Consider the following 22,677-nt stretch of genomic DNA (forward strand, 5'->3'; position numbering starts at 1 on the left):
AAAAATGGACGATGCCGATAAGAAATTGGAAAACGGCCTTGAATCGATTTATGATTGAATTCGAAGACCGTTTGAAAGATGTTATTTAAACTTGGCAGTTACACAAAATGTGTTACAGGGTCTTAACTTATCAACTTAGCAACCATATCTTCTAAAACACCTTGGTCGATAGCAAACTTACGAATACCTTCAGAAAGTTTTTCTGTCGCCATAGCATCTTCGTTATGCTGCCATGCAAACGTTGCTTCTGTTAACGGTGTTAATTCATCTCTTGATTTCGCCGTGATATTGGCTGTTGAAAGCTTAGTTTCTAACGTGCCTTCAGTATTTTGTAATTCAGTTAAAAGTGCAGGGGAGATGGTTAATAAATCACAACCAGCTAACTCAATGATTTCACCTGTATTACGGAAGCTTGCTCCCATCACAACGGTGTTATAACCATACGCTTTATAGTAATTATAAATATTGGTTACAGAAATAACGCCAGGATCTTCAGCGCCGACATAATCTTTACCAGTTGAGGCTTTGTACCAATCTAAAATTCGGCCAACAAAAGGTGAGATCAAGGTAACGTTTGCTTCTGCACAGGCTATGGCTTGTGCTTTAGAAAATAACAAGGTTAAGTTACAAGCAATACCTTCTTTTTCAAGCTGCTCAGCCGCTTTAATGCCTTGCCAAGTAGAAGCAAGTTTAATTAAAACACGCTCTTTGGCAATACCAGCTGCTTCATATAAGGCAATTAACTTTTTGCCTTTGGCGATGCTAGCTTCTGTATCAAATGATAAACGGGCATCTACTTCACTTGAAATACGACCAGGTACATGCTTTAAAATTTCACAACCAAAATTAACAATTAATTGGTCACAAATATCTTCAACATTATTTCCTGCTTTAGCAATGGCATCATCAATTAAGTGCTTATATTGTGGTAATTTAGCCGCTTGTAAAATTAAAGAAGGGTTAGTTGTTGCATCTTGTGGATGTAATGCTTTAATTGAGTCAACATCACCGCTGTCTGCTACCACAACAGTGACTTTTTTTAATTGTTCTAATAAGTTCATTTGTTCACCTTATTCAATTAGTTACGTTTGAATAGCTATAAAAATAATTGCCCCGTACTCTGTTGAGTAACGGGGCAAAATAACAATATCGCTAGGGGATATTAAACGTAACGATTAACAATGTTTTCTAGTAATTCTTGACGACCAGATACTTGTTTAGGGTTAATGTCATTTTCTAATACTAATTTAGATAAGCTCTCTAAAGAGTGATCGCCCGCCATAATGCTTTGACCTAATTCTTCTTTCCAGCCAGCATAACGTGCGTCAACAAAATCAGATAATGGTGCATCTTCAATTAATTTAGCAGCATTTAATAATGACTTAGCCATAGTATCCATACCACCGATGTGACCGATAAATAAATCATCACGTTCACATGATTGACGACGTAATTTAGTATCAAAGTTAAAACCACCTGTGTCTAAACCACCAGCTTTTAAAATTTCATACATAACTAAAGTACATTCTGCAACATCGTTAGGGAATTGATCTGTATCCCAGCCGTTTTGCATATCACCACGGTTAGCGTCAATACTACCCATAATACCTTCAGCACAGGCAACGGCTACTTCATGGTGGAAGCTATGACCAGCAAGTGTTGCATGGTTAGCTTCAATGTTTACATGTACTTCACCGGCAATACCATGCTTATGTAAGAAACCAGCAACGGTTGCGGTGTCGTAATCGTATTGATGTTTAGTAGGCTCTTGAGGCTTAGGCTCAATTAACAACTTACCTTTAAAACCAATTTTATGTTTATGTTCAATAACCATTTTTAAGAAGCGTGCGTATTGCTCGCCTTCTTGTTTAAGGTCAGTATTTAATAGTGAATCATAACCTTCACGACCACCCCATAATACGTAGTTTTCACCACCTAAACGATGAGTAACATCCATTGCGTGTTTAACTTGTGCCGCAGCATAAGAAAATAGTTCAGGGTTAGGGTTAGTAGAGCCACCAGCACAAAAACGTGCATTTGAGAATAAGTTAGCAGTACCCCAAAGTAATTGAACACCAGTGCGGTCCATTTCTTTTTCAAAAATGTCAGCAATGTGATTAACATTTGCGTGGAATTCTTTTAATGATGCGCCTTCAGGAGCAATATCGGCATCGTGAAAACAAAAGTAAGGTACACCTAATTTTTCAAAAAACTCAAATGCTACTTTAGCTTTTTGCTCAGCAAGCGCTAATTGATCACCCGTAGGTTGGATCCAAGGACGCTCAAAGGTACCGGCACCAAAAATATCAGAGCCAGCCCAACAAAAGTTATGCCAATAACAAGCAGCAAAACGTAAATGTTCTTTCATGGTTTTGCCAAGTACTACTTGGTTTTCGTCATAGTAACGAAAGGCTAAAGGATTTGTGCTGTTTTCGCCTTCAAATTTGATCTTGTTTACAGTATTAAAAAATTGTTCGCTCATAGTGGTCTCCGCGATAAACGATTAAGGTGATTAATGATTACTAAAAATGTTTTACAACACTTTGGTAAATTGCTTGGTATTTTTGATGTTGCTCAGCATAAAATGCTTGCATGTTTGCATCAGGTTCAATGATGTTTTTTACTTTGCCTGCTTGGCATACGTCACTAGCAGCTAAGCCAGTTACACCAATGCGAGCTAAACGAGCAGCGCCAAATGCCGGACCAACTTCACCACCTTCACGGTAAGTTAACGGACGATTTAGCACACTTGCCAGAATTTTTCCCCATAACGGACTTTTTGCACCGCCGCCAATAACAGATACTTGATTAATAGTTGTACCGGCATCTAACAATACTTGTTGGCCATCAGCAAAGGCAAAAGCAACACCCTCTAGTACGGCACGGCCTAATTCTGCAGGGTTGGTATTGTGGCCTAAGCCGAAAAATACACCTTGTGCGTTAGGGTTATTGTGTGGTGTACGTTCGCCCGATAAATAGGGTAAGAAAATTACCGAACTAGGCTTACTAAAATCTAATTTTTCAACTTCATCTAATAGCGCTTTTTCATTAGCGAAGCCGGTTAATTGAGTAACCCATGAAAGACAACTAGCAGCACTTAATATCACCGACATTTGATGCCAAGTATTAGGAATACAATGGCAAAAAGCATGCACAGCACCGTCTGGATTAGGTTGGTAGCTTTCGTTAGCAACAAAATATACGCCAGATGTACCTAATGATAAAAAGGCTTCATGTGGGTTGATCACACCAATACCAGCAGCGCCGCCTGCATTATCACCAGCACCAGCAACAACAGGAACTTGTTGAGTTCCCCATAACTTTGCAACTTCTTCGGTAAGCTTACCCGTAATTTCTGTACCTTCGAAAAGGGCCGGCATATGTTCAATTGTTAAGTCTGTTGCCGCTAACATTTCAGGTGACCATTGACGTTTTTCAACATCTAACCAGAGCGTACCAGCACTGTCAGACATATCAGAAGCAAAATCACCGGTCATTAAAAAGCGTAAATAATCTTTTGGTAATAATACTTTTGCAACGCGGGCAAAATTTTCTGGTTCGTGATTTTTAAGCCAAACCAATTTAGGTGCCGTAAATCCCGGCATAGCAATATTGCCAGCAATTTTTCGAGAGTTAGGTTCACGTGCTTCTATTTCTTTACATTCAGCTTCACAGCGACCATCGTTCCATAAAATAGCAGGGCGAATAATGTTGTTATCGCTATCTAATAATGTGGCACCATGCATTTGTCCTGCAATACCAACACCGGTAACTTGCAATAATAAGTCAGCATGATCTTGTTTTATTTCTGCAATTGCTTCACATGTTGCATGCCACCAATCTTGTGGCTCCTGCTCTGACCATAAAGGTTGAGGTCGCGAAACATCAATAGCCACTGATGCTTGTGCTAATAATGTGTCGTTATCATCAAGGATGATAACTTTAACCCCAGATGTTCCTAAGTCGATACCCAAATACATAAATTTCTACCAGCATTTGTTTGTTAATTGATGTTAGCGCTAACAGTAGCATTGTCATTTTCGTGTTTCAAGTAATTTTTTTCTTAAAACATTACCTAAACACCATTATTTGCAGTGGGGTGGATAAAAAATAAACATATTGAAGTTTTACGTAATAGCAATGATAAAAATGATAACCATGGCTATTTTAATTTTTATCAACGAATAAAATGGCATGCTGTGATTGTTTAGCTGAGTTTTGTATTAATCAATGACATTATGCTGGTATAATTTAAGCATTATTTCGTAATTTTCATAACGTCTCGAAGGTACTTTCTAAGATTGTTATGTTCTGCTCATATCATTTATTAAGGCATGATGTTGCCTGAGGTTTTTATGCCGTTTTCAACTCTCGGATTATCAGATCCAATCGTAAAAGCACTTTCAGAACGAGGCTATCAAACACCAACGGCTATTCAAAGCAAAGCCATACCGGTGATTTTGTCTGGCAAAAATCTAGTTGCTGCTGCCCAAACGGGTACGGGTAAAACGGCAAGTTTCGTTTTGCCTATCTTAGAAAAATTAAATAATGAGCATAAGTGTCGTGGTAAACGTATTCGTGCGTTGATCATCACGCCAACGCGAGAGTTAGCTGTACAAGTAGAAGAAAATATTCGCCACTACAGTAAACATTTAGAACTGAGTTCAATGGCGATGTATGGTGGTACCGATACGAATGCCCAAAAAGAACGTTTGATTTGGGGGATTGATATTCTAGTCGCGACACCTGGTCGTTTATTGGATATGGCACAACAGCGCGCATTACACTTTGACGAGCTTGAAGTACTTGTTTTAGATGAAGCCGATAGAATGCTTGATATGGGGTTTATTGAAGACATAAATAAAATTATTGAACGCTTACCTGCAAAGCGACAAAATTTACTTTTTTCTGCCACTATCTCAAATGATGTCCGCAGCTTAGCCAAAAGAGCGATTGATGATGCCGTTGAAATTGCAATTAGCCCAGATAAAGCGTCTACTCCTAAAATTGACCAATGGTTGATCACCGTTGATAAAGATAAAAAGTCGGTTTTATTAAGTCATTTAATTCAAAGCAATGATTGGCAACAAGCACTTATTTTTATTGAGACTAAACACGGCGCAGCCAAGCTAGTGAGCCAGTTAGCCAAACGAGATATTAAAGCTGAGTGTATTCATAGTGGTAGGGCGCAAGGCGTTCGTGAACAAATATTAGCTGACTTTAAAACCGGTGAAATTAAATTTTTAGTTGCCACCGGTATTGCAGCACGAGGTATAGATATTGGTGAATTATCACGCGTGGTTAACTATGACTTACCTGATCAAGCTGATGATTACATCCATCGAATAGGACGAACAGGTCGTGCAGGTGCCACAGGTGAAGCGATATCTTTTGTTGCCAAAGATAACTTTAGAAACTTGTGTGCAATAGAATCACGATTAGGACAGGTGCTACCCCGAAAAGAAATCCCTGGGTTTGAAGCGACAAAAGTTGTACCTGTTTCAGTATTAAATTATCAACCAAAGCATAAAACCAATCATCGGGCTAAAAGTAAGAGTAAGCCGGTAGATAAACATCAATCGGGAAGACGCAAAAAAATATAAAGCGTTTTATTTTTCAATCTCAGTTATTTAAGTTAACTAAGTTTGGTTTAATGAGGTTCAATCCTTGGATTGAACCGAGGGTTAATTATATTAATCGTTTTTTAAGACAGCTAAAGTTGTAATGATTAAACTTGAAATTTTGATTATGTTTTTTTTTCGTATTTTTGAGGAAAAATTAATGCGAGGAGAGTGGATAATTGCATTAATTGGTACGACCGAGTGGACTCGAACCACCGACCCCTTCCATGTCAAGGAAGTGCTCTAACCAGACTGAGCTACGGTCGTACTATGTGTGATTGATAAGTATGATAAATTAACTATTTAACTTCTCAACGGGGCGCTATGTTAGCGATGTGTTTATCGACTTGCAAGCAGTTTTATTGATTTATTGCTTGTTTGCTTATTTAGCAAGCAACTAAGCGTTAGTGAATGAAAACAGGGCAAATTATTAAGCATTTACATCATGCATTAAACGCCATTGCACTAGCTTTAAACGTTTGTATAAGAAGATGGCAGCGGTTGTTAAACCAACAATAAAACCTATCCAAAAACCAGCAGGTCCTAACATATCAACAATGATGTTGCTCACACCTAATAAATAACCCACGGTTAAGCCAACCAGCCAATATGAGATAAAAGTGATGATCAGTATGGCTTTTGTATCTTTATAGCCGCGTAAAGCGCCAGCAGAGATAACTTGAATGGCATCAGAAAACTGAAATAGCGCAGCTAAGAACATTAAACTGGCGGCCAGCTCAATAACTTTTGGGTCATTGGTATAAATGGCGGCAATTTGTGCTTTAAATACTAATGTTAAGGTGGCAGTTAGTATTGCTACTAATAAGGCAAAAATATAAGAGTGACGGCAAATTTCTTTTGCTTTTAAGTGATCATTCTCTCCTAAAGCAAAGCCAACCTTTACAGTAACGGCCATAGCAAAACTTAACGGGATCATAAACACTAAGCCGGAAAAGTTTAAGGCAATTTGATGGCTGGCAACAACATCTGCACCAAAGGGGGCAATTATAATGGCAACCACTGAAAATAAACTCACTTCAAATAATAGAGAAAGGGCAATTGGTACACCTATTATTAAAATATGTTTTATTTGCGATAAGTTTGGCCATGGAAAATGTTGAAATATTCTAATAGTTTTAAAATCTTTGGCAAAATAAATATAGAACAACATCAAAACACACATTAGCCAGTAAACAATGGCTGTTGCAATGCCACAACCTGCGCCGCCGTAGCTTGGTACACCAAACTCGCCATAAATAAAAATGTAATTTAATGGGATATTAATAATTAAGCCGATAATACTGATATACATGGCAGGTTTAGTAATAGAAAGACCTTCGGCACAGTTTCGTAATACCATAAAAATACAAAAACCTGGTGCTCCCCAAACCACATACCATAAATAATCAACGGTCAGTGCTGTCAGGTTTTCTTCAAGGGTAATGTATGGGGTTAATAAGGGAATAGCGACACTAAAACTTAAGATCAGTAATAGCGACAAGCTTAAAGCTATCCACAGTGTTTGTTGACTTGCTTGTACTATGTGGGCAAATTGTTTACGGCCAGCATATTCAGCTACGATAGACGCAAGTGCCATGATCAAACCATAAATAGTTAAAATAATCGGTAACCAAATACTACTAGCAATAGCTACGGCTGCTAAATCAACAGCACTTACTCGTCCTGCCATCACGGTGTCGATAAAGCCCACTAAGTTTTGGATCAGTTGGGTAACAAGAATAGGCGAGGCGAGTTTTATAAGTGATGATGTATTTTTAAAAAATTGTTGAAATGCCATGAAGATTTTCTAGTAGAATGTCGATTCGATAATTAACAAGGGATAATATATGTTTACCGGTATAGTGCAAACACAAGCGTGTGTTTTATCTGCACAATGTGAAAATAATTTAACAAAATTAAAAATTTCATTACCCATACCCTACATTGAGCAGTTAACTATAGGTGCAAGTGTTGCTGTTAATGGTGTTTGTTTAACGGCAGTAGATTTTGCTGAAATTGACAATAATTCTGCATATATTAGCTTTGATATCATTGATAAAACGTTACGCGTTACCAATTTAAGGCAAATAAAACAAGGTGATAAGTTAAATGTTGAGCGTTCGTTAAAAATAGGCGATGAAATTGGAGGGCACATTGTTAGTGGTCATATTCATTGCCAAGCTGAGTTAATGGACATTCAAAAAAACGCAGAAAATTGCCAATTAACCTTACAATGCGCAGATCAGTGGATGAAGTATATTTTAGCAAAAGGTTTTATCACGATTAACGGCACAAGCTTAACGGTAGGTGCAATATCAGGTGATACCTTTAATGTTCATCTCATTCCTGAAACGCTAAAAATTACTAACTTAGGTCAGTTATCTTTAGGGGATAAACTTAATATCGAACTTGATCAACAAACCGTGACCATAGTTGACACCATTGAACGCATGCAACTTAAACTAAGTTAGCCTTTGCTTGTTTATTCATCATCACTATTAACGGCTAATTGTATCGTTTGGCGGTACTCGTCAATATGCATATTTAAATGAATATCACGACAGCAAGCGGGGCATTCATCGTAATAGTCTTGATCGCCACCGCTGATATCTAAACTAAGAAATAAGTGATGTCCACAATGTGGACATTCAATGCGTTGTTCGGTGATATCTTTATCTTTTGACATTGTTTTACTCCTAATAAAAAAGTCCCTATATCATTAATGCTTCCTTATTGGCTTTGTTATATCTATTCATAACTATTGCGACAGTTCATTGAGGTTTAGCAATAGCTCAAGTTGCTCTTGAACTTGCTTTAAGTAAGGTTCACCAAACATCAATAAATGATTTAATAAATGGTAAAAGTTATAAACTAGCTTACGTTGTTCGTAGCCGCCAGTTAATGGATAGGTGTGTTCGTAACCTTGATAAAACGGTGTCGGAAATCTGCCAAAGAGTTCCGACATCGCAATATCAACTTCTCGATCACCAAAATAACAAGCAGGGTCGTAAATTAACGGTTTACCGTTGGAAAAACCTACATTGCCTTGCCATAAATCACCATGTACTAAACAAGGTGTTACTTTATGGAGAACTAAAAGATCGTGACAAACGGTGGTTATTTGTTCGATATCACCAAGAGAAACAGCCTGTTCTTTTAATAATTGCAATTGCCAGCCAATGCGTTGCTCGGCAAAAAAAGTACGCCAATTGGTTTGCCATCGATTAGGTTGTAAAGTTTGGCCTATATAATTATCTTGATGCCAGCCAAATTGACCGTGTTGACTGCATAAATGCATATCCGCAAGGGCTACACCTAAGTTATACCAGTGATCATTTTGGGGTGATGTTAATAATTCAAAAGAGAGCACTAAAAAACTGTTATCTAAAGTGGTACCAAGGGTTATAGGAACAGGGCAATGAATGGTTGATAGTTGTCTTATTTTGTTAAGATTCTCTTGCTCAGTTTCTAATAACGCTAAGTTGCTTTTACTATTTATTTTTACAAAATACTGCTTTGTCGGCTTTTTATTAGCTTGACCGTTAATCGCTCTATGGCCATTTGAGATGCCATTCGAGATGATATAAGCAAGATTGATATCACCACCACTTACCTGACGTTTTGTCGTCAGTTCAAATGTTTCACTGGTGGCTTCTGAAATTGCTTTTGCTATCGCTGCCCACATAATAAGGTAAGTGATATCGGTTAAATGGTTATTTGAGTATAGCGTGATCTGATAATTTTATATTATTCAGCTGTTTTTGCGCAAACTCACCCGTAACACCAATAAATTAAAGCAAATTATTGGTGTTAGCATTGCAAAATAAGGCGATTTCCCCTATATTTGCCAGCTCGATAAATTCGTAATGAATTTAAAATTTATTCGTGCTGTTTTGTGACAGCGCAAACGCAAATAAAACAAGTGGCACTTAGTATGTGTCACCACTGTATAAAGGAAGTTTCATGCCTGTTATTACTCTCCCTGACGGAAGTCAACGCTCATTTGACAATGCTGTATCTGTAATGGATGTTGCTCTTGATATTGGTCCTGGTTTAGCAAAAGCGACTATTGCTGGTCGTATCAATGGTGATTTAGTTGATGCTTGTGAATTAATTACTGCTGATAGCAGCTTACAATTAATTACTAGCAAAGATGATGAAGGTATTGAAATTATTCGTCACTCTTGTGCCCATTTATTAGGCCATGCGATCAAACAATTATGGCCACATACCAAAATGGCGATAGGGCCTACGATTGATAACGGCTTTTATTACGATATTGATTTAGACCATTCGATCAGCGAAGACGATTTAGCCAAGTTAGAAAAACGTATGTTAGAGCTGGCTAAAACTAATTACGACGTCGTTAAGAAAACCGTTTCTTGGCAAGAAGCGCGTGATACTTTTGAAGCGCGTGGCGAAACTTACAAAATTGAAATTCTTGATGAAAACATCGAGAAAGATGATAAGCCAGGGCTTTATCATCATGAAGAATACATTGATATGTGTCGTGGCCCACATGTACCAAACATGCGTCATTGTCAGCATTTTAAATTAATGAAAATGGCCGGTGCTTATTGGCGTGGTAACTCTGATAATAAAATGTTGCAACGTATTTATGGTACCGCTTGGGCAGATAAAAAAGCGCTTAAAGCCTATATTCAACGTCTTGCTGAAGCTGAAAAACGCGACCACCGTAAAATTGGCAAAACTTTAGATTTATTCCATTGGCAAGAAGAAGCGCCAGGCATGGTGTTTTGGCATAATGACGGTTGGACTATTTATACAGAACTTGAAAAGTTTATTCGTGAAAAATTACATGAATATGATTACGACGAAGTAAAAGGGCCATTAATGATGGACCGTGTACTTTGGGAAAAGTCAGGCCATTGGGACAAATACGCTGAAAACATGTTCACTACTGAATCTGAAAAGCGTGAATATGCAATCAAACCCATGAACTGTCCAGGGCATGTGCAAATATTTAATCAAGGCTTAAAATCTTACCGCGATTTACCTTTACGTATGGCGGAGTTTGGTTGTTGTCATCGTAATGAACCATCAGGTGCTTTACACGGTTTAATGCGTGTTCGTGGTTTCACCCAAGATGATGCTCATATTTTCTGTACGGAAGAGCAAGTACAAGGCGAAGTGACTCAATGTATTCAAATGGTTTACGATGTTTATAAATCATTTGGTTTTGAAGATATTCTCGTTAAATTATCAACGCGTCCTGAAAAACGTATTGGTAGTGATGAGGTTTGGGATAAAGCTGAAGCCGGCTTAGCCAACGCCTTAACTAACTTAGGGATTAATTTTGAGTATTTACCAGGTGAAGGTGCTTTCTATGGTCCTAAAATTGAATTTACTTTATTAGATTGTTTAGGTCGTAACTGGCAATGTGGTACAGTACAACTTGATTTTGCTTTACCGGGTCGTTTAGATGCGTCTTATATTGGCGAAGACGGTGAAAAACATGTTCCGGTTATGATCCATCGAGCCATTTTGGGGTCACTTGAACGTTTTATCGGTATTTTAATTGAAGAATACACAGGTAAATTCCCAACTTGGTTATCACCAATTCAAGCAACTGTGATGAATATTACCGACAAACAAGGTGAATATTGCCAAAAAGTTGCAAAAAAATTGAAAGAAAGTGGATTTAGAGCAAAACTAGACTTGAGAAATGAGAAGATAGGCTTTAAAATCCGCGAGCACACATTAAAGCGTGTTCCATACCTTTTAGTTGTCGGTGACAAAGAAATGGAAAATGGCGAAATTGCTATACGAACACGAAGTGGTGAAGATTTAGGAAAAATGTCGGTTGAAGACTTTATTGCCAAATTATCGCAAGAAGTCGCATCTCGTAGCTAATATTTAGCTTTACGATAGCATTAACCGATATCAACATATTTTTTAACGCAAACCTTAATGAGAAAATAGGTTTGGTATTTATTAAGTTCTTCGGAGGAACTGACTATTAAAAATGGTCTTAAAGGCGGGCAAAAAGAGCCAGCACATCGTTTAAATGAGTTAATCACAGATATCCCAGGTAATGAGATCCGTTTAATTAAATTTGACGGCGAACCTGGCGGTATTGTTTCATTAAATGAAGCAATGAACCAAGCTGATGAAGCTGGTGTAGATCTTGTGGAAATTAGCCCAACGGCAAAACCTCCAGTTTGTCGAGTCATGGATTATGGTAAATTTATCTATGAGAAAGCTAAAGAACAAAAAGAACAACGTAAAAATCAGAAACAAATTCAGGTTAAGGAAATTAAATTCCGTCCTGGTACAGATGAAGGCGATTATCAGGTAAAACTACGCAACCTGAGACGCTTCATAGAAGGTGGCGACAAGGCCAAGGTAACATTACGTTTCCGTGGCCGTGAAATGGCGCACCAAGAATTGGGCTTAAACCTTTTAAACCGTGTTAAAAGCGATTTAGAAGACATTAGCGTTTGCGAATTTTTCCCTCGTCGAGTGGAAGGTCGTCAAATGATAATGGTATTAGCACCAATCAAACGATAATACTTGGTAATAGCAAGTAATAAGGCGAAAGCTTTATTCACCAATGTTATCTAGCAACGGGTAATTGAGGCCATGCAAGTATGATTGATAAGTTTACTTATGATGATCATCGCCTGAATTACTAAATTTAAATGGCAATTATTCATTCAAATGAATGTAATAATGAATGCGGAGTATATTCATGCCTAAAATGAAAACTAACAAAGGTGCTGCAAAGCGCTTTAAAGCGACAGCCAACGGCTACAAATTTAAACAAGCGGGTCTACGTCATATTTTGACTAAGCGCCGTACAAAAGTTAAGCGTCATCTTCGTGCTAAATGCATGATCGCCGCTTCTGACATCAAGTCAGTTAAAAAACTTTTACGTCACGGTTAATAGGAGAAATATCAAATGGCTAGAGTAAAACGCGGTGTTGTAGCACGTGCACGTCATAAAAAGGTTCTAAAGCAAGCTAAAGGTTACTACGGTGCTCGTAGTCGCGTTTATCGCGTTGCTTTCCAAGCTGTAACTAAAGCTGGACAATACGCTTACCGTGACCGTCGTCAACGTAAACGTCAATTCCGTCAACTTTGGATTGCTCGTATCAACGCAGCATCTCGTCAAAATGGTTTATCTTACAGTCGTTTTATTAACGGCCTTAAGAAAGCTTCTATCGAGATCGATCGTAAGATCTTAGCTGATATCGCTGTATACGATAAAGCAGCTTTCTCTGTATTAGTATCTAAAGCAGAAGCTGCTTTAGCTTAATACAGGCTGAAAACTTTTGGAAAGGGACGCTATATGCGTCCTTTTCTTTTTCTGATACTTTTTCTTGTCTATTTGTTTCGCTTACTGCGTCAAATATACTCGCTAATTGATATAAGCTGCGCGTATTTTCCTGTTATCATACAGCGACATATCGAAAAATTATCAAAAGAGTAAGATAAACCTGAGCTAACATCACGAATGTTAATATTAGCGAATGATATTTTATTGATGATTAGATATTATTCACTACCATTAATGTTTCAACTATTTAAGAGCTAGAAAAATGAGCCTTGCTGATCAAGTTTTAGCGGTAAATAATGATTTACCTATTCGTACCGATGCACCAGTGCATAGCGGTAAAGTACGTTCTGTTTATTGGTTAACAGCAGCTGATAGCCAACGTTTGATTAAAGAAAAAGGTTATGATGTTGCTAGTGATACACCACTTGCCATTATGGTGATCAGTGATCGTATTTCTGCCTTTGACTGTATTTGGCGAGGCGAAGGCAATATGCGTGGCGTACCAGGCAAAGGTGCGGCGTTAAATGCGATATCAAATCATTGGTTTAACTTATTTAAAGAGCAAGGTTTAGCTGATAGCCACATTCTTGATATTCCACATCCTTTTGTTTGGATTGTACAAAAAGCAACACCGGTAATGATTGAAGCGATTTGTCGTCAATATATTACCGGCTCAATGTGGCGCGCATACACCAAAGGTGAACGTGATTTTTGTGGCATTCAATTACCAGAAGGCTTAAGTAAAGACAGTAAATTACCTGAGCTACTACAAACACCATCAACCAAAGGAATTTTAGAAGGCATTCCTGGTGTACCTGCTGTTGATGATGTAAATATTACTCGTGCTAATATTGTTGATAATTATGCTGCGTTTAATTTTAAATCGGTTGACGATATCGCGCTTTATGAAAAGTTACTAAAACAAGGTTTTGATGTGATCTCGGATGCCTTGGCAAAGTTAGATCAAATTTTTGTCGATACCAAATTTGAATTTGGTTATGTTAAAGATGCACAAGGTAATGACAAACTTATTTATATGGATGAGGTTGGCACACCAGACTCTTCTCGCATTTGGGATGGTGAACAGTATCGTGCAGGTAACGTTGTTGAAAAATCGAAAGAAGGTTTCCGCCAGTTATTATTAAATCATTTTCCAGATCCTGATATTTTATTAAATAAAGATCGCATGGCTGAGCGTTTAAAACTGGCCGAAGATAATGAATTACCGGTGCAAGTATTAATGGATGTTTCTAAAACGTATATTGATATTGCTGAGAAGATCACAGGGAAAAAAATTGTCTTAAGTGATAATCCTAAAGCAGAAATTATTGATATTTTACGTAATAACTACCAATTAATTGATTAACATTCATTTGATTAATTGCATATTTTAGGCCTTGTTTTGACAAGGCCTTTTTATTACTAGCGTATTAAATTTATACGGTTATAAGTTTCTTGTTACCAGTAATTTTTCCTTAATTAAATCAATTTCTAAGCTTTTTGTCTTCTTTTTAGATAAATTAAGCTTTTACCCTACATTAATGCTTTGCTTTTGTGTAAAATCACACACCATTTTATTAATCAAATATGTCTACCCAAAGCTAATAATAGCTTCAGAGGAAATCATGAATTTAGACGATATAATTTTACAGGCTGAAAAAGCGATCAGTGAAGCCGTTGATCCAGCAGCGCTTGACGAAGTTCGTGTGAACTTTTTAGGTAAAAAAGGGCTTTTTACTGAGCAAATGAAAGGTTTAAGCCAATTACCAAAAGAAGAAAAACCAAAAGCTGGCCAAGTAATTAACTTAGCTAAACAGCAAGTGCAAAAAGCATTAAACGCACGTGGTGAGTTTTTACGGGCACAAGAAATTACCGCAAAATTAGCGTCTGAATCTATTGATGTAACTTTACCAGGTAGAACAAATGAATTAGGTGGTTTACACCCGGTTACACGTACTATTGAACGTATTGAAAGCTTTTTTGGTGAACTAGGCTTTGAAGTAAAGTCTGGTCCTGAAGTGGAAGATGACTTTCATAACTTTGATGCATTAAATATTCCTGAGCATCATCCAGCTCGACAAGATCATGACACCTTTTATTTCAACCCGAAATTAGTGTTACGTACTCAAACCTCAGGTGTTCAAATTCGCACGATGGAAGCGGAACAACCACCACTACGTATTATCTCGCCGGGCAAAGTGTACCGTAACGATTACGATCAAACGCATACGCCAATGTTTCATCAAGTAGAAGGTTTATTGGTAGATAAAGACGTTAGCTTTACGCACTTAAAAGGCATATTACATGACTTTTTACATAACTTTTTTGAAGAAGATTTAGAAATTCGTTTCCGTCCATCTTATTTCCCATTTACAGAACCGTCAGCAGAAGTTGATGTTATGGGGAAAAATGGTAAATGGTTGGAAGTATTAGGTTGCGGTATGGTTCATCCGAATGTTCTACGTTCAGTGGGTATTGACCCTGAAGTGTATACCGGTTTTGCTTTTGGCATGGGGGTTGAGCGTTTAACAATGTTACGTTACGGCGTTAACGATTTACGCGCATTCTTTGAAAATGATCTTCGTTTTTTAAAACAGTTTAAGTAGGACTCAAGCAAATGAAATTTAGTGAATCTTGGTTACGTGAGTGGGTTAGTCCTGAGTTAACATCTGAGCAATTAACCCATCAAATTACCATGGCGGGTTTAGAAGTTGATGGCATTGAAGCAGTTGCTGGCCAGTTTTCAGGCGTAGTGGTTGGTGAAGTAGTTGAGTGTGGTCAACATCCTGATGCTGATAAATTACAAGTAACAAAAATTAATGTGGGTAGTGCAGCAAGCGATGGCGAGTTAATTGATATTGTTTGTGGTGCTAAAAACTGCCGTAAAGGCTTAAAAGTTGCGGTTGCAATGGTAGGCGCTGTTTTACCAGGTGATTTTAAAATTAAAAAAGCGAAATTACGTGGTCAACCGTCGTTTGGTATGTTGTGCTCTGAATCTGAATTAGGTTTAGCTGACAGCGCTGATGGCATTATTGAATTACCATTAGATGCGCCAATTGGCACTGATATTCGTGATTATTTAGACTTAAATGACGTTACCATTGATGTTGATTTAACGGCTAACCGTGGTGATTGTTTAGGTATTAAAGGCTTAGCACGAGAAGTTGGCGTATTAAATAGCTTAACTGTTAATGAAGTTGCTATTTCACCTGTAGTGCCAAGTATTGATGACAGTGTCGCGATTAATATTGCCGCGCCACAAGCGTGTCCTCGTTATTTAGGTCGTGTTATTAAAGGCATTAACTTAGCCGCACAAACACCGTTGTGGATGGTTGAAAAACTACGTCGTTGTGGTGTACGTTCAATTGACCCTGTCGTTGATGTTACTAACTATGTCTTGTTAGAACTTGGTCATCCGATGCATGCTTTTGATTTAGCTAAAATTGACGGTAGTATCAATGTTCGTTTTGCCAACAAAGATGAAAAATTAACCTTGTTAGACGAAAACGAAGTTACCTTATCAGAGCAAACCTTAGTAATTGCTGATGACAATAAAGCGTTGGCAATGGCCGGTATTTTTGGTGGCTTAGAAAGTGGTGTTACTAAAGCTTCTTCGGATATCTTTTTAGAAAGTGCATTTTTTGCACCACTGGCTATTTTAGGTAAAGCACGCCAATATGGTTTACATACAGATGCTTCTCACCGTTATGAACGTGGTGTTGATCCACAACTACAACGTGATGCAATAGAACGTGCAACCGCCTTATTATTAGAAATTGTGGGTGGTGAAGCAGGGCCTGTTATTGAAGCCGTTGATGAAAGCCATATCCCAGCGGTTAATCATGTTTCATTACGCCGCACAATGTTAGATCAACGTATTGGTTTTCATATTAATGATGACAAAGTGTCTGAAATTTTAACCCGTTTAGGTTTTAGCATTGAGTTTACTGATAATGTTTGGCAAGTTGCTGTACCTGGCTATCGTTTTGATATTTCAATTGAAGTTGATTTAATTGAAGAAGTTGCGCGTATTTTTGGTTACAACAACATTCCTAATGTATCGCCAACAGCATCGTTAAAAATGCGCCAACATAATGAAAGCAAACTACCGGTTGCTAAATTACGTCAAACTCTAGTAAACCGTGGTTTCCAAGAAGCAATTACTTATAGTTTTGTTGATCCTAAAATTCAGTCGTTAATTCACCCAGACGCTGAGGTAATGACTTTACCGCATCCTATTTCTTCTGAAATGTCAGTTATGCGTTTAAGTTTATGGACCGGATTATTACAGTCAGTGGTTTATAACCAAAACCGTCAACAAAACCGTGTTCGATTATTTGAAACCGGCTTACGCTTTGTACCCGATGAAAGTGCAGAAAATGGTGTGCGACAAGATAATATGATCGCAGGTGTTATTTCTGGCTCGCGTAATCAAGAACATTGGCAGTTAGATACAATTGCTGCTGATTTCTTTGATTTAAAAGGGGATGTTGAAGCGTTACTTTCTCATGCTTGCGCTGAGGGTGAGTTTGAATTTTCAAAAGCAGAATTACCCGTTTTACATCCAGGGCAAACGGCGGCAATTCATCGTGATGGTCGTTTAGTTGGTCACATTGGTACCTTACATCCTGAAATAGAAAGAAAATTAGGCCTAAATGGTAGAACAGTTATTTTTGAGTTACTTTTAAGTGAAATAACACAGCAAAATTTACCTTGGGCTACTGATATATCTAAGTTTCCGGCCAATCGCCGTGATATAGCAGTTATTGTTAAAGAGCAAGTTGATGCAAAAAAAGTGTTACAACTTATTGAAAAGGTTGGCGGAAATAATTTAATTGATCTAAACTTGTTCGATGTATATACAGGTAAAGGTATTGACCCTGGTTTTAAGAGTTTGGCAATTGCATTAACCTTGCAAGATGTGAATAAAACTCTTGAAGAAAAAGACATCAATGATGTTGTCGAAACCGTTGTTAATACCCTCAAAAATGAACTAGATGCAGAACTGAGGAATTAATCCATGGCGTTAACGAAAGCAGAAGTAGCAGAACACTTATGTGAAAAGGTAGGGCTGAGCAAACGTGATGCTAAAGATATGGTGGAAATCTTTTTTGAAGAGATCCGTGAAACTTTAGAAAGCGGTGAGCAAGTTAAACTTTCTGGCTTTGGTAATTTTGATCTTAGGGAAAAGGCGGAACGACCGGGCCGAAATCCTAAGACCGGTGAAGATATTCCAATTTCTGCTCGTAAGGTAGTTACCTTTCGACCAGGGCAAAAATTAAAAAGCCGAGTTGAAGACGGTAACCAGTCTTAATTAACATTCCAAGTGTTTATTTAGAATTCCAATCTAGTTATAAAAGGCTGCTTAATGCAGCCTTTTCTTTTACTTTTTTAAATTAAATTTATATGCGCCGTAGTCAGTACCCAGAGCAAGAAGTTAACGTTATTAATTGGCGGGTTATTAAACAAGTATTACCTTATTTGTTAGAGTTTAAAGTGCGAGTGACTTTTGCGCTTGTTTGTTTAATTCTGACTAAGCTCGCTAGTGTTTATTTACCTTTTATCTTGAAGGATTTAGTTGATACTTTAGAAAAGGGCAATACTGAAACGCTTATCTTAGTACCTTTTGGTTTGGTGGCTGCTTATGGTTTAACCCGTTTAGGTATTGTGTTATTTGCGGAAATTCGCGACACCTTATTTGGCAAAGTAACAGAACGCGCTATTCGCCGCATTGGTTTAAAAGTTTTTCAACATTTACATCAACTAGAATTAGCATTTCACCTAGAGCGGCAAACGGGGGGCTTGTCGCGCGATATTGATCGTGGTAATTCGGGCATTAGTTTTTTAATGCGCTTTATGATCTTTAATATTATTCCAACCTTGTTTGAAATCAGTTTAGTGATCGGTATTTTATTTTTTAACTACGGGATAGGGTTTGCGCTAATTACCTTACTTTCGATTGTTAGTTATGTTGCTTATTCGATTTATGCCACAGAATGGCGAACAGGCTATATTCGTGCGGCCAATAAAGCGGATTCTTCTTCTAATACCCGTGCTATTGATAGTTTGTTAAATTATGAAACCGTTAAATACTTTACCAATGAAAAATATGAAGCGGATGCTTATGACGAACAATTAGCGAGTTGGGAAACGGCAAAAACAAAAAATAGGTTATCGTTATTTGCATTAAACGGTGGCCAAGCCTTTATTGTCTCCGTATCAATGACGGCTATGTTAGGGCTTGCAGCATATCAAGTGTCGCATGGCATACTAACGTTAGGTGATTTTGTGTTGATCAATGCTTTTATGATGCAATTATTTTTACCGTTAAACTTTTTAGGGTTTGTATACCGTGAAATTAAAGGCTCATTAGCTAATATTGAAAATATGTTTGGCTTACTTGAACGTAAACCAACCATAACGGATATGGATAATGCTCAGGCTTTAAAGCTCAGTAAGGCAAATATTCAATTTGAACAAGTTAACTTTCATTATCATCCCGATAGAGCCATTCTTAAGCAAGTATCTATTACTATTCCTGCCAGTTCAAAAGTGGCGATTGTTGGTGAAAGTGGCTCTGGTAAGTCAACCTTAGTAAAATTACTGTTTCGTTTTTATGATGTTACTTCTGGCGCCATTACTATTGATGGTCAAGCAATTAATGAAGTAACTCAGCATTCTTTACGCTCAGCCATTGGTATTGTGCCGCAAGATACAGTGTTATTTAATGATACACTTTTTGAGAATGTCAGATATGGCAAACCAACGGCAACAGATGCCGAAGTATTTCATGCCATAGAAATGGCTCATTTAAGTAAGTTAATACAAGATTTACCAGATAAAGAACATACCCTTGTTGGCGAGCGTGGTTTAAAATTATCGGGTGGTGAAAAACAGCGGGTTGCCATTGCGCGAACAATCTTAAAAGATCCGGCAATTTTAATTTTTGATGAAGCGACCTCTTCACTTGATAGCCATTCAGAGCAAGCGATATTAAAAGCGATTAATGATGTTGCTAAAAATAGAACGAGTCTTGTTATTGCTCATCGATTATCAACCATAGTTGACGCAGACAACATTGTTGTTATGTCTAAAGGGCAAGTCGTAGAGCAGGGCACTCATGCTAACTTATTAGCTAATAATCAACTTTATGCCCGTATGTGGCAATTACAACAACAGGAATCATAATGGATCATCGCATAGCCGCCACCAAAGCTTGGTTGTCAGATATCATTATCGGCTTTAATTTTTGTCCTTTTGCGAAAAAAGAATTTGTTAATGACAGTATTCACTATTATGTTGCACCAGAAACTTCTTTTGACAAAGCGTTAGAAATGTTAATTCATCAATGTGAATTTATGGCAAATAACCCTTCGGTTGAAACCGCACTTATTATTTTTGACTCAGGTTTTACGGAGTTTGAGCAATATTTAGATTTATTGGATTTTTCTAACCAATTAATTGCTGATAGTGGTTATGAGGGCACTTTTCAAATCGCCAGTTTTCATCCTGAATATTGTTTTGAAGGTGAAGATCCAAGTGACGCGGCTAATTTTACTAACCGATCACCATATCCTATGTTGCATATATTACGTGAAGAAAGTTTAGAAAAGGTATTAGCAACTTATAAAGAGCCGGAGTTAATTCCTGAACAAAATATCAAGTTAGCACGTGATAAAGGGGCACAATTTTTTCAGCAAAAGCTAAAAGCCATTCACGCACAACATCAATAAATGCCTAGGGTCTATTGATCTTTGTTTATATTTTCAGCAATAGGCTATTTTGAGTGATAGCAAAGCAGAATGAAGGTTGTTTGCTTATTCCAAATGCGTGAATTCCAAATAAGTGAAATTCTAATGCAGCTAGCGCAAAAAATAGCCATTGCACTATGCACTGAGGGCTGAGGCTAAAATCGCTTTACACGGCGTTAAAAATTATTGGTTTGGTTTAGATGACTAAACGACATAATTTCAGCCTTGATTAAAGCGATTTTATCTCTCAGCTGAATTATTAAACAAAGATAAACAGACCCTAGGTTATAATAAAGATAATAGTAAGGCTGAATATTAATGTTTGATGTCTATTTGACCGAATTTTTCCTTATAGCAGTTATTCATTTTTTTGCTGTTGCAACACCAGGTCCTGATTTTGCTTTGATTTTAAAACAAAGTATTCGTTATGATCGTAAAACGGCAATAGTAACCAGTTTAGGTATTGGTACCGGCATATTGTTGCATGTCAGTTATTCAATTATCGGTTTAAGTGTTGTTTTCTCAACGCATCCCTTTGCTTTTGATTTATTAAAGTATCTCGCCGCCAGCTATTTTATTTACCTTGGAGTGTTAAGTTTAATGGCTAAACCTTTAACCTTAACCGAGCAAAAAAATATCGCTTTGTTAGGCTCGCCCTCAATCAAAAAAGCGTTTATCACAGGTTTTTTAGTTAACGGTCTTAACGTTAAAGCAACACTATTTTTTATCGCTTTATTTAGCACCATAATTTCAATGAAGACACCAACTAATATTAAAGTTATTTATGGTATTTATATGGCGTTAGCGACCAGTTGCTGGTTTATCTTTTTATCATTTAGTTTGTCTAACTCCTTAGTTAAAACATGCTTAGTGAAAAGGGGCTATCTGCTTGAACGATTAATGGGGGTTATATTATTAATGATCGCGCTACAAATTTTGTTTATGACTTATCAATAAATACAAGCTAGAGCGTCCTGAGCGCTTCCAGCATTGCGTTAATCAATTTTTTATATTCCTGCATGGATGCAGGTTATTAGAGCAAGGCAGGAGCAGTTGTCGAGAATCACTATATTACATCGCTCGCGCCTTGTTTTGAAAGCGCTCAGTTAGAACAAAAATTATACCTGAAAGGTCAACACGCTCTAGTTAATGATAACTTAATATTAATTCTTAACCTGATTGAGGTATAATTTCATTATTTTATTAAATAAGGATTTCTGTGGATAAACATCCTATTGTTCATGTCGGTGGCGACATGGAATCAGCGCTTAACGGCAAGTATACAATTAATATACAGTCGATATTAAAGGAAGCTTGGGCTTTAACGTTACTTAGCCGTAAAACCATCAATATTAGTTTGTTTTTTATATTAATGTTTGGTGTTTTTATCACTTTACTGACTAGCAACTTTTTAGGTGGCATTGAAAAAGTTCAACAAGATCCGGAAGCATCATTTTTAATTAATATTATTATTACCTTGGTTATTTCACCATTAATTGCGGGTGTTGAAATGTTTGGTGTATTTGCCAGTGTTGGTATCAAAAGCCAACCTCGGATGCTGTTTAGCTTTTTAAAATCAGCCAGTTATGTTTCTTTATGTGCTTTATGCTCTATGGTTCTTATTTCAATAGGGCTAGAGTTGTTTGTACTGCCTGGAGTTTATTTAGTGATCGCATTAACCTTAACAATGCCGTTAATTATTGAAAAAAAATTATCTCCGTTAAAATCTATTTTAATTTCATTAAAAGTAACACGCTTTCAATGGCCACAGTTATTTCTACTACACTTTATATTAGCTACTGTCTTTTTTGTTACGTTATTGCCTTTGTTATTTTTAATCAATAGCCCTGCAAGTATTATCGGTGTGGCAATATTCTTCTTTTCAATGAGTTATTTAGCACCAATGTATTACCACATGAAAGGTATTTTATACCGTGAAATTTTTGGATTAGATATTCAAACAGTCGATAAACAAACATCCATTAACAGTACTTTTTCAGCTTAG

The 22,677-nt window shown here is 37.3% G+C and carries 20 protein-coding genes and 1 tRNA gene; 14 read left to right on the plus strand and 7 right to left on the minus strand.

Translation table 11 applies throughout. The features are described from left to right. Nucleotides 1-122: 122 nt before the first annotated feature. The 3 genes from tal to xylB all read right to left on the minus strand — a co-directional run bounded on the left by tal (nucleotide 123) and on the right by xylB (nucleotide 3,980). Nucleotides 123-1,061, minus strand: a complete 939-nt coding sequence (gene tal, locus ACSLUO_RS15510; protein WP_448249879.1) for a transaldolase — start codon at nucleotides 1,059-1,061, stop codon at nucleotides 123-125. Between the two features lie 101 nt (nucleotides 1,062-1,162). Next, on the minus strand, nucleotides 1,163-2,482 hold the full coding sequence (gene xylA / locus ACSLUO_RS15515) for a xylose isomerase (protein ID WP_448249881.1): 1,320 nt from the start codon (nucleotides 2,480-2,482) through the stop codon (nucleotides 1,163-1,165). Between the two features lie 40 nt (nucleotides 2,483-2,522). Next, on the minus strand, nucleotides 2,523-3,980 hold the full coding sequence (gene xylB / locus ACSLUO_RS15520; protein WP_448249883.1) for a xylulokinase: 1,458 nt from the start codon (nucleotides 3,978-3,980) through the stop codon (nucleotides 2,523-2,525). 375 nt (nucleotides 3,981-4,355) lie between these two features. On the opposite strand from xylB, the gene ACSLUO_RS15525 reads away from it, so the two are divergent. Beyond that, nucleotides 4,356-5,603 (plus strand): DEAD/DEAH box helicase, encoded by a 1,248-nt coding sequence (locus ACSLUO_RS15525; protein ID WP_448249885.1) that lies wholly within the window; start codon nucleotides 4,356-4,358, stop codon nucleotides 5,601-5,603. Nucleotides 5,604-5,810: 207 nt separating this feature from the next. Here ACSLUO_RS15525 and ACSLUO_RS15530 read toward each other — a convergent pair. After that, a tRNA-Val gene (locus ACSLUO_RS15530) sits at nucleotides 5,811-5,888 on the minus strand. A gap of 163 nt (nucleotides 5,889-6,051) precedes the next feature. Further along, the gene (locus tag ACSLUO_RS15535; RefSeq protein ID WP_448249887.1) at nucleotides 6,052-7,419 is read right to left on the minus strand and encodes an MATE family efflux transporter; all 1,368 of its coding nucleotides are present in this window, start codon (nucleotides 7,417-7,419) and stop codon (nucleotides 6,052-6,054) included. 49 nt (nucleotides 7,420-7,468) lie between these two features. Between ACSLUO_RS15535 and ACSLUO_RS15540 the strand changes: the two genes are divergently transcribed. Then, nucleotides 7,469-8,092: a riboflavin synthase subunit alpha gene (locus ACSLUO_RS15540; protein ID WP_448249890.1), complete on the plus strand. Its 624-nt coding sequence runs from the start codon at nucleotides 7,469-7,471 to the stop codon at nucleotides 8,090-8,092. A gap of 11 nt (nucleotides 8,093-8,103) precedes the next feature. Here the strand turns inward: ACSLUO_RS15540 and ACSLUO_RS15545 are convergent, their stop codons facing one another. Further along, nucleotides 8,104-8,307, minus strand: coding sequence for a CPXCG motif-containing cysteine-rich protein (locus tag ACSLUO_RS15545; protein ID WP_448249892.1), 204 nt, complete (start codon nucleotides 8,305-8,307; stop codon nucleotides 8,104-8,106). Nucleotides 8,308-8,379: 72 nt separating this feature from the next. Continuing rightward, nucleotides 8,380-9,306 carry a fructosamine kinase family protein gene (locus ACSLUO_RS15550; RefSeq protein ID WP_448249894.1) on the minus strand — a complete coding sequence of 309 codons (927 nt, stop codon included), beginning with the start codon at nucleotides 9,304-9,306 and terminating at the stop codon, nucleotides 8,380-8,382. Between the two features lie 278 nt (nucleotides 9,307-9,584). On the opposite strand from ACSLUO_RS15550, the gene thrS reads away from it, so the two are divergent. From thrS to ACSLUO_RS15610, 12 genes are all read left to right on the plus strand, one after another. After that, nucleotides 9,585-11,495 (plus strand): threonine--tRNA ligase, encoded by a 1,911-nt coding sequence (gene thrS / locus ACSLUO_RS15555; RefSeq protein WP_448249896.1) that lies wholly within the window; start codon nucleotides 9,585-9,587, stop codon nucleotides 11,493-11,495. A gap of 99 nt (nucleotides 11,496-11,594) precedes the next feature. Then, the gene (gene infC / locus ACSLUO_RS15560) at nucleotides 11,595-12,152 is read left to right on the plus strand and encodes a translation initiation factor IF-3 (protein ID WP_448249984.1); all 558 of its coding nucleotides are present in this window, start codon (nucleotides 11,595-11,597) and stop codon (nucleotides 12,150-12,152) included. A 181-nt stretch (nucleotides 12,153-12,333) separates the two neighbouring features. Then, complete coding sequence (rpmI, locus tag ACSLUO_RS15565; protein ID WP_448249897.1) at nucleotides 12,334-12,528, plus strand: 50S ribosomal protein L35; 195 nt, start codon at nucleotides 12,334-12,336, stop codon at nucleotides 12,526-12,528. Between the two features lie 15 nt (nucleotides 12,529-12,543). Beyond that, complete coding sequence (gene rplT / locus ACSLUO_RS15570) at nucleotides 12,544-12,900, plus strand: 50S ribosomal protein L20 (RefSeq protein WP_448249899.1); 357 nt, start codon at nucleotides 12,544-12,546, stop codon at nucleotides 12,898-12,900. A 283-nt stretch (nucleotides 12,901-13,183) separates the two neighbouring features. Further along, the gene (locus ACSLUO_RS15575) at nucleotides 13,184-14,287 is read left to right on the plus strand and encodes a phosphoribosylaminoimidazolesuccinocarboxamide synthase (RefSeq protein ID WP_448249900.1); all 1,104 of its coding nucleotides are present in this window, start codon (nucleotides 13,184-13,186) and stop codon (nucleotides 14,285-14,287) included. A gap of 259 nt (nucleotides 14,288-14,546) precedes the next feature. Then, complete coding sequence (gene pheS, locus ACSLUO_RS15580) at nucleotides 14,547-15,527, plus strand: phenylalanine--tRNA ligase subunit alpha (RefSeq protein WP_448249901.1); 981 nt, start codon at nucleotides 14,547-14,549, stop codon at nucleotides 15,525-15,527. Between the two features lie 11 nt (nucleotides 15,528-15,538). Next, a complete protein-coding gene (gene pheT / locus ACSLUO_RS15585; RefSeq protein WP_448249903.1) occupies nucleotides 15,539-17,938 on the plus strand; it encodes a phenylalanine--tRNA ligase subunit beta in 2,400 nt (799 codons plus the stop codon). 3 nt (nucleotides 17,939-17,941) lie between these two features. Then, the gene (locus tag ACSLUO_RS15590; protein WP_448249904.1) at nucleotides 17,942-18,235 is read left to right on the plus strand and encodes an integration host factor subunit alpha; all 294 of its coding nucleotides are present in this window, start codon (nucleotides 17,942-17,944) and stop codon (nucleotides 18,233-18,235) included. Between the two features lie 92 nt (nucleotides 18,236-18,327). Then, entirely contained in the window at nucleotides 18,328-20,109 is a 1,782-nt protein-coding gene (locus ACSLUO_RS15595) for an ABCB family ABC transporter ATP-binding protein/permease (RefSeq protein WP_448249905.1), read from the plus strand. Next, complete coding sequence (locus ACSLUO_RS15600; RefSeq protein ID WP_448249906.1) at nucleotides 20,109-20,654, plus strand: DUF1415 domain-containing protein; 546 nt, start codon at nucleotides 20,109-20,111, stop codon at nucleotides 20,652-20,654. Before ACSLUO_RS15595 ends, ACSLUO_RS15600 begins: the two co-directional genes overlap by 1 nt. A gap of 336 nt (nucleotides 20,655-20,990) precedes the next feature. Continuing rightward, on the plus strand, nucleotides 20,991-21,629 hold the full coding sequence (locus tag ACSLUO_RS15605) for a LysE family translocator (protein ID WP_448249907.1): 639 nt from the start codon (nucleotides 20,991-20,993) through the stop codon (nucleotides 21,627-21,629). 262 nt (nucleotides 21,630-21,891) lie between these two features. Then, a complete protein-coding gene (locus tag ACSLUO_RS15610; RefSeq protein WP_448249908.1) occupies nucleotides 21,892-22,677 on the plus strand; it encodes a hypothetical protein in 786 nt (261 codons plus the stop codon).

It is taken from the genome of Thalassotalea agariperforans (genome assembly GCF_053470345.1).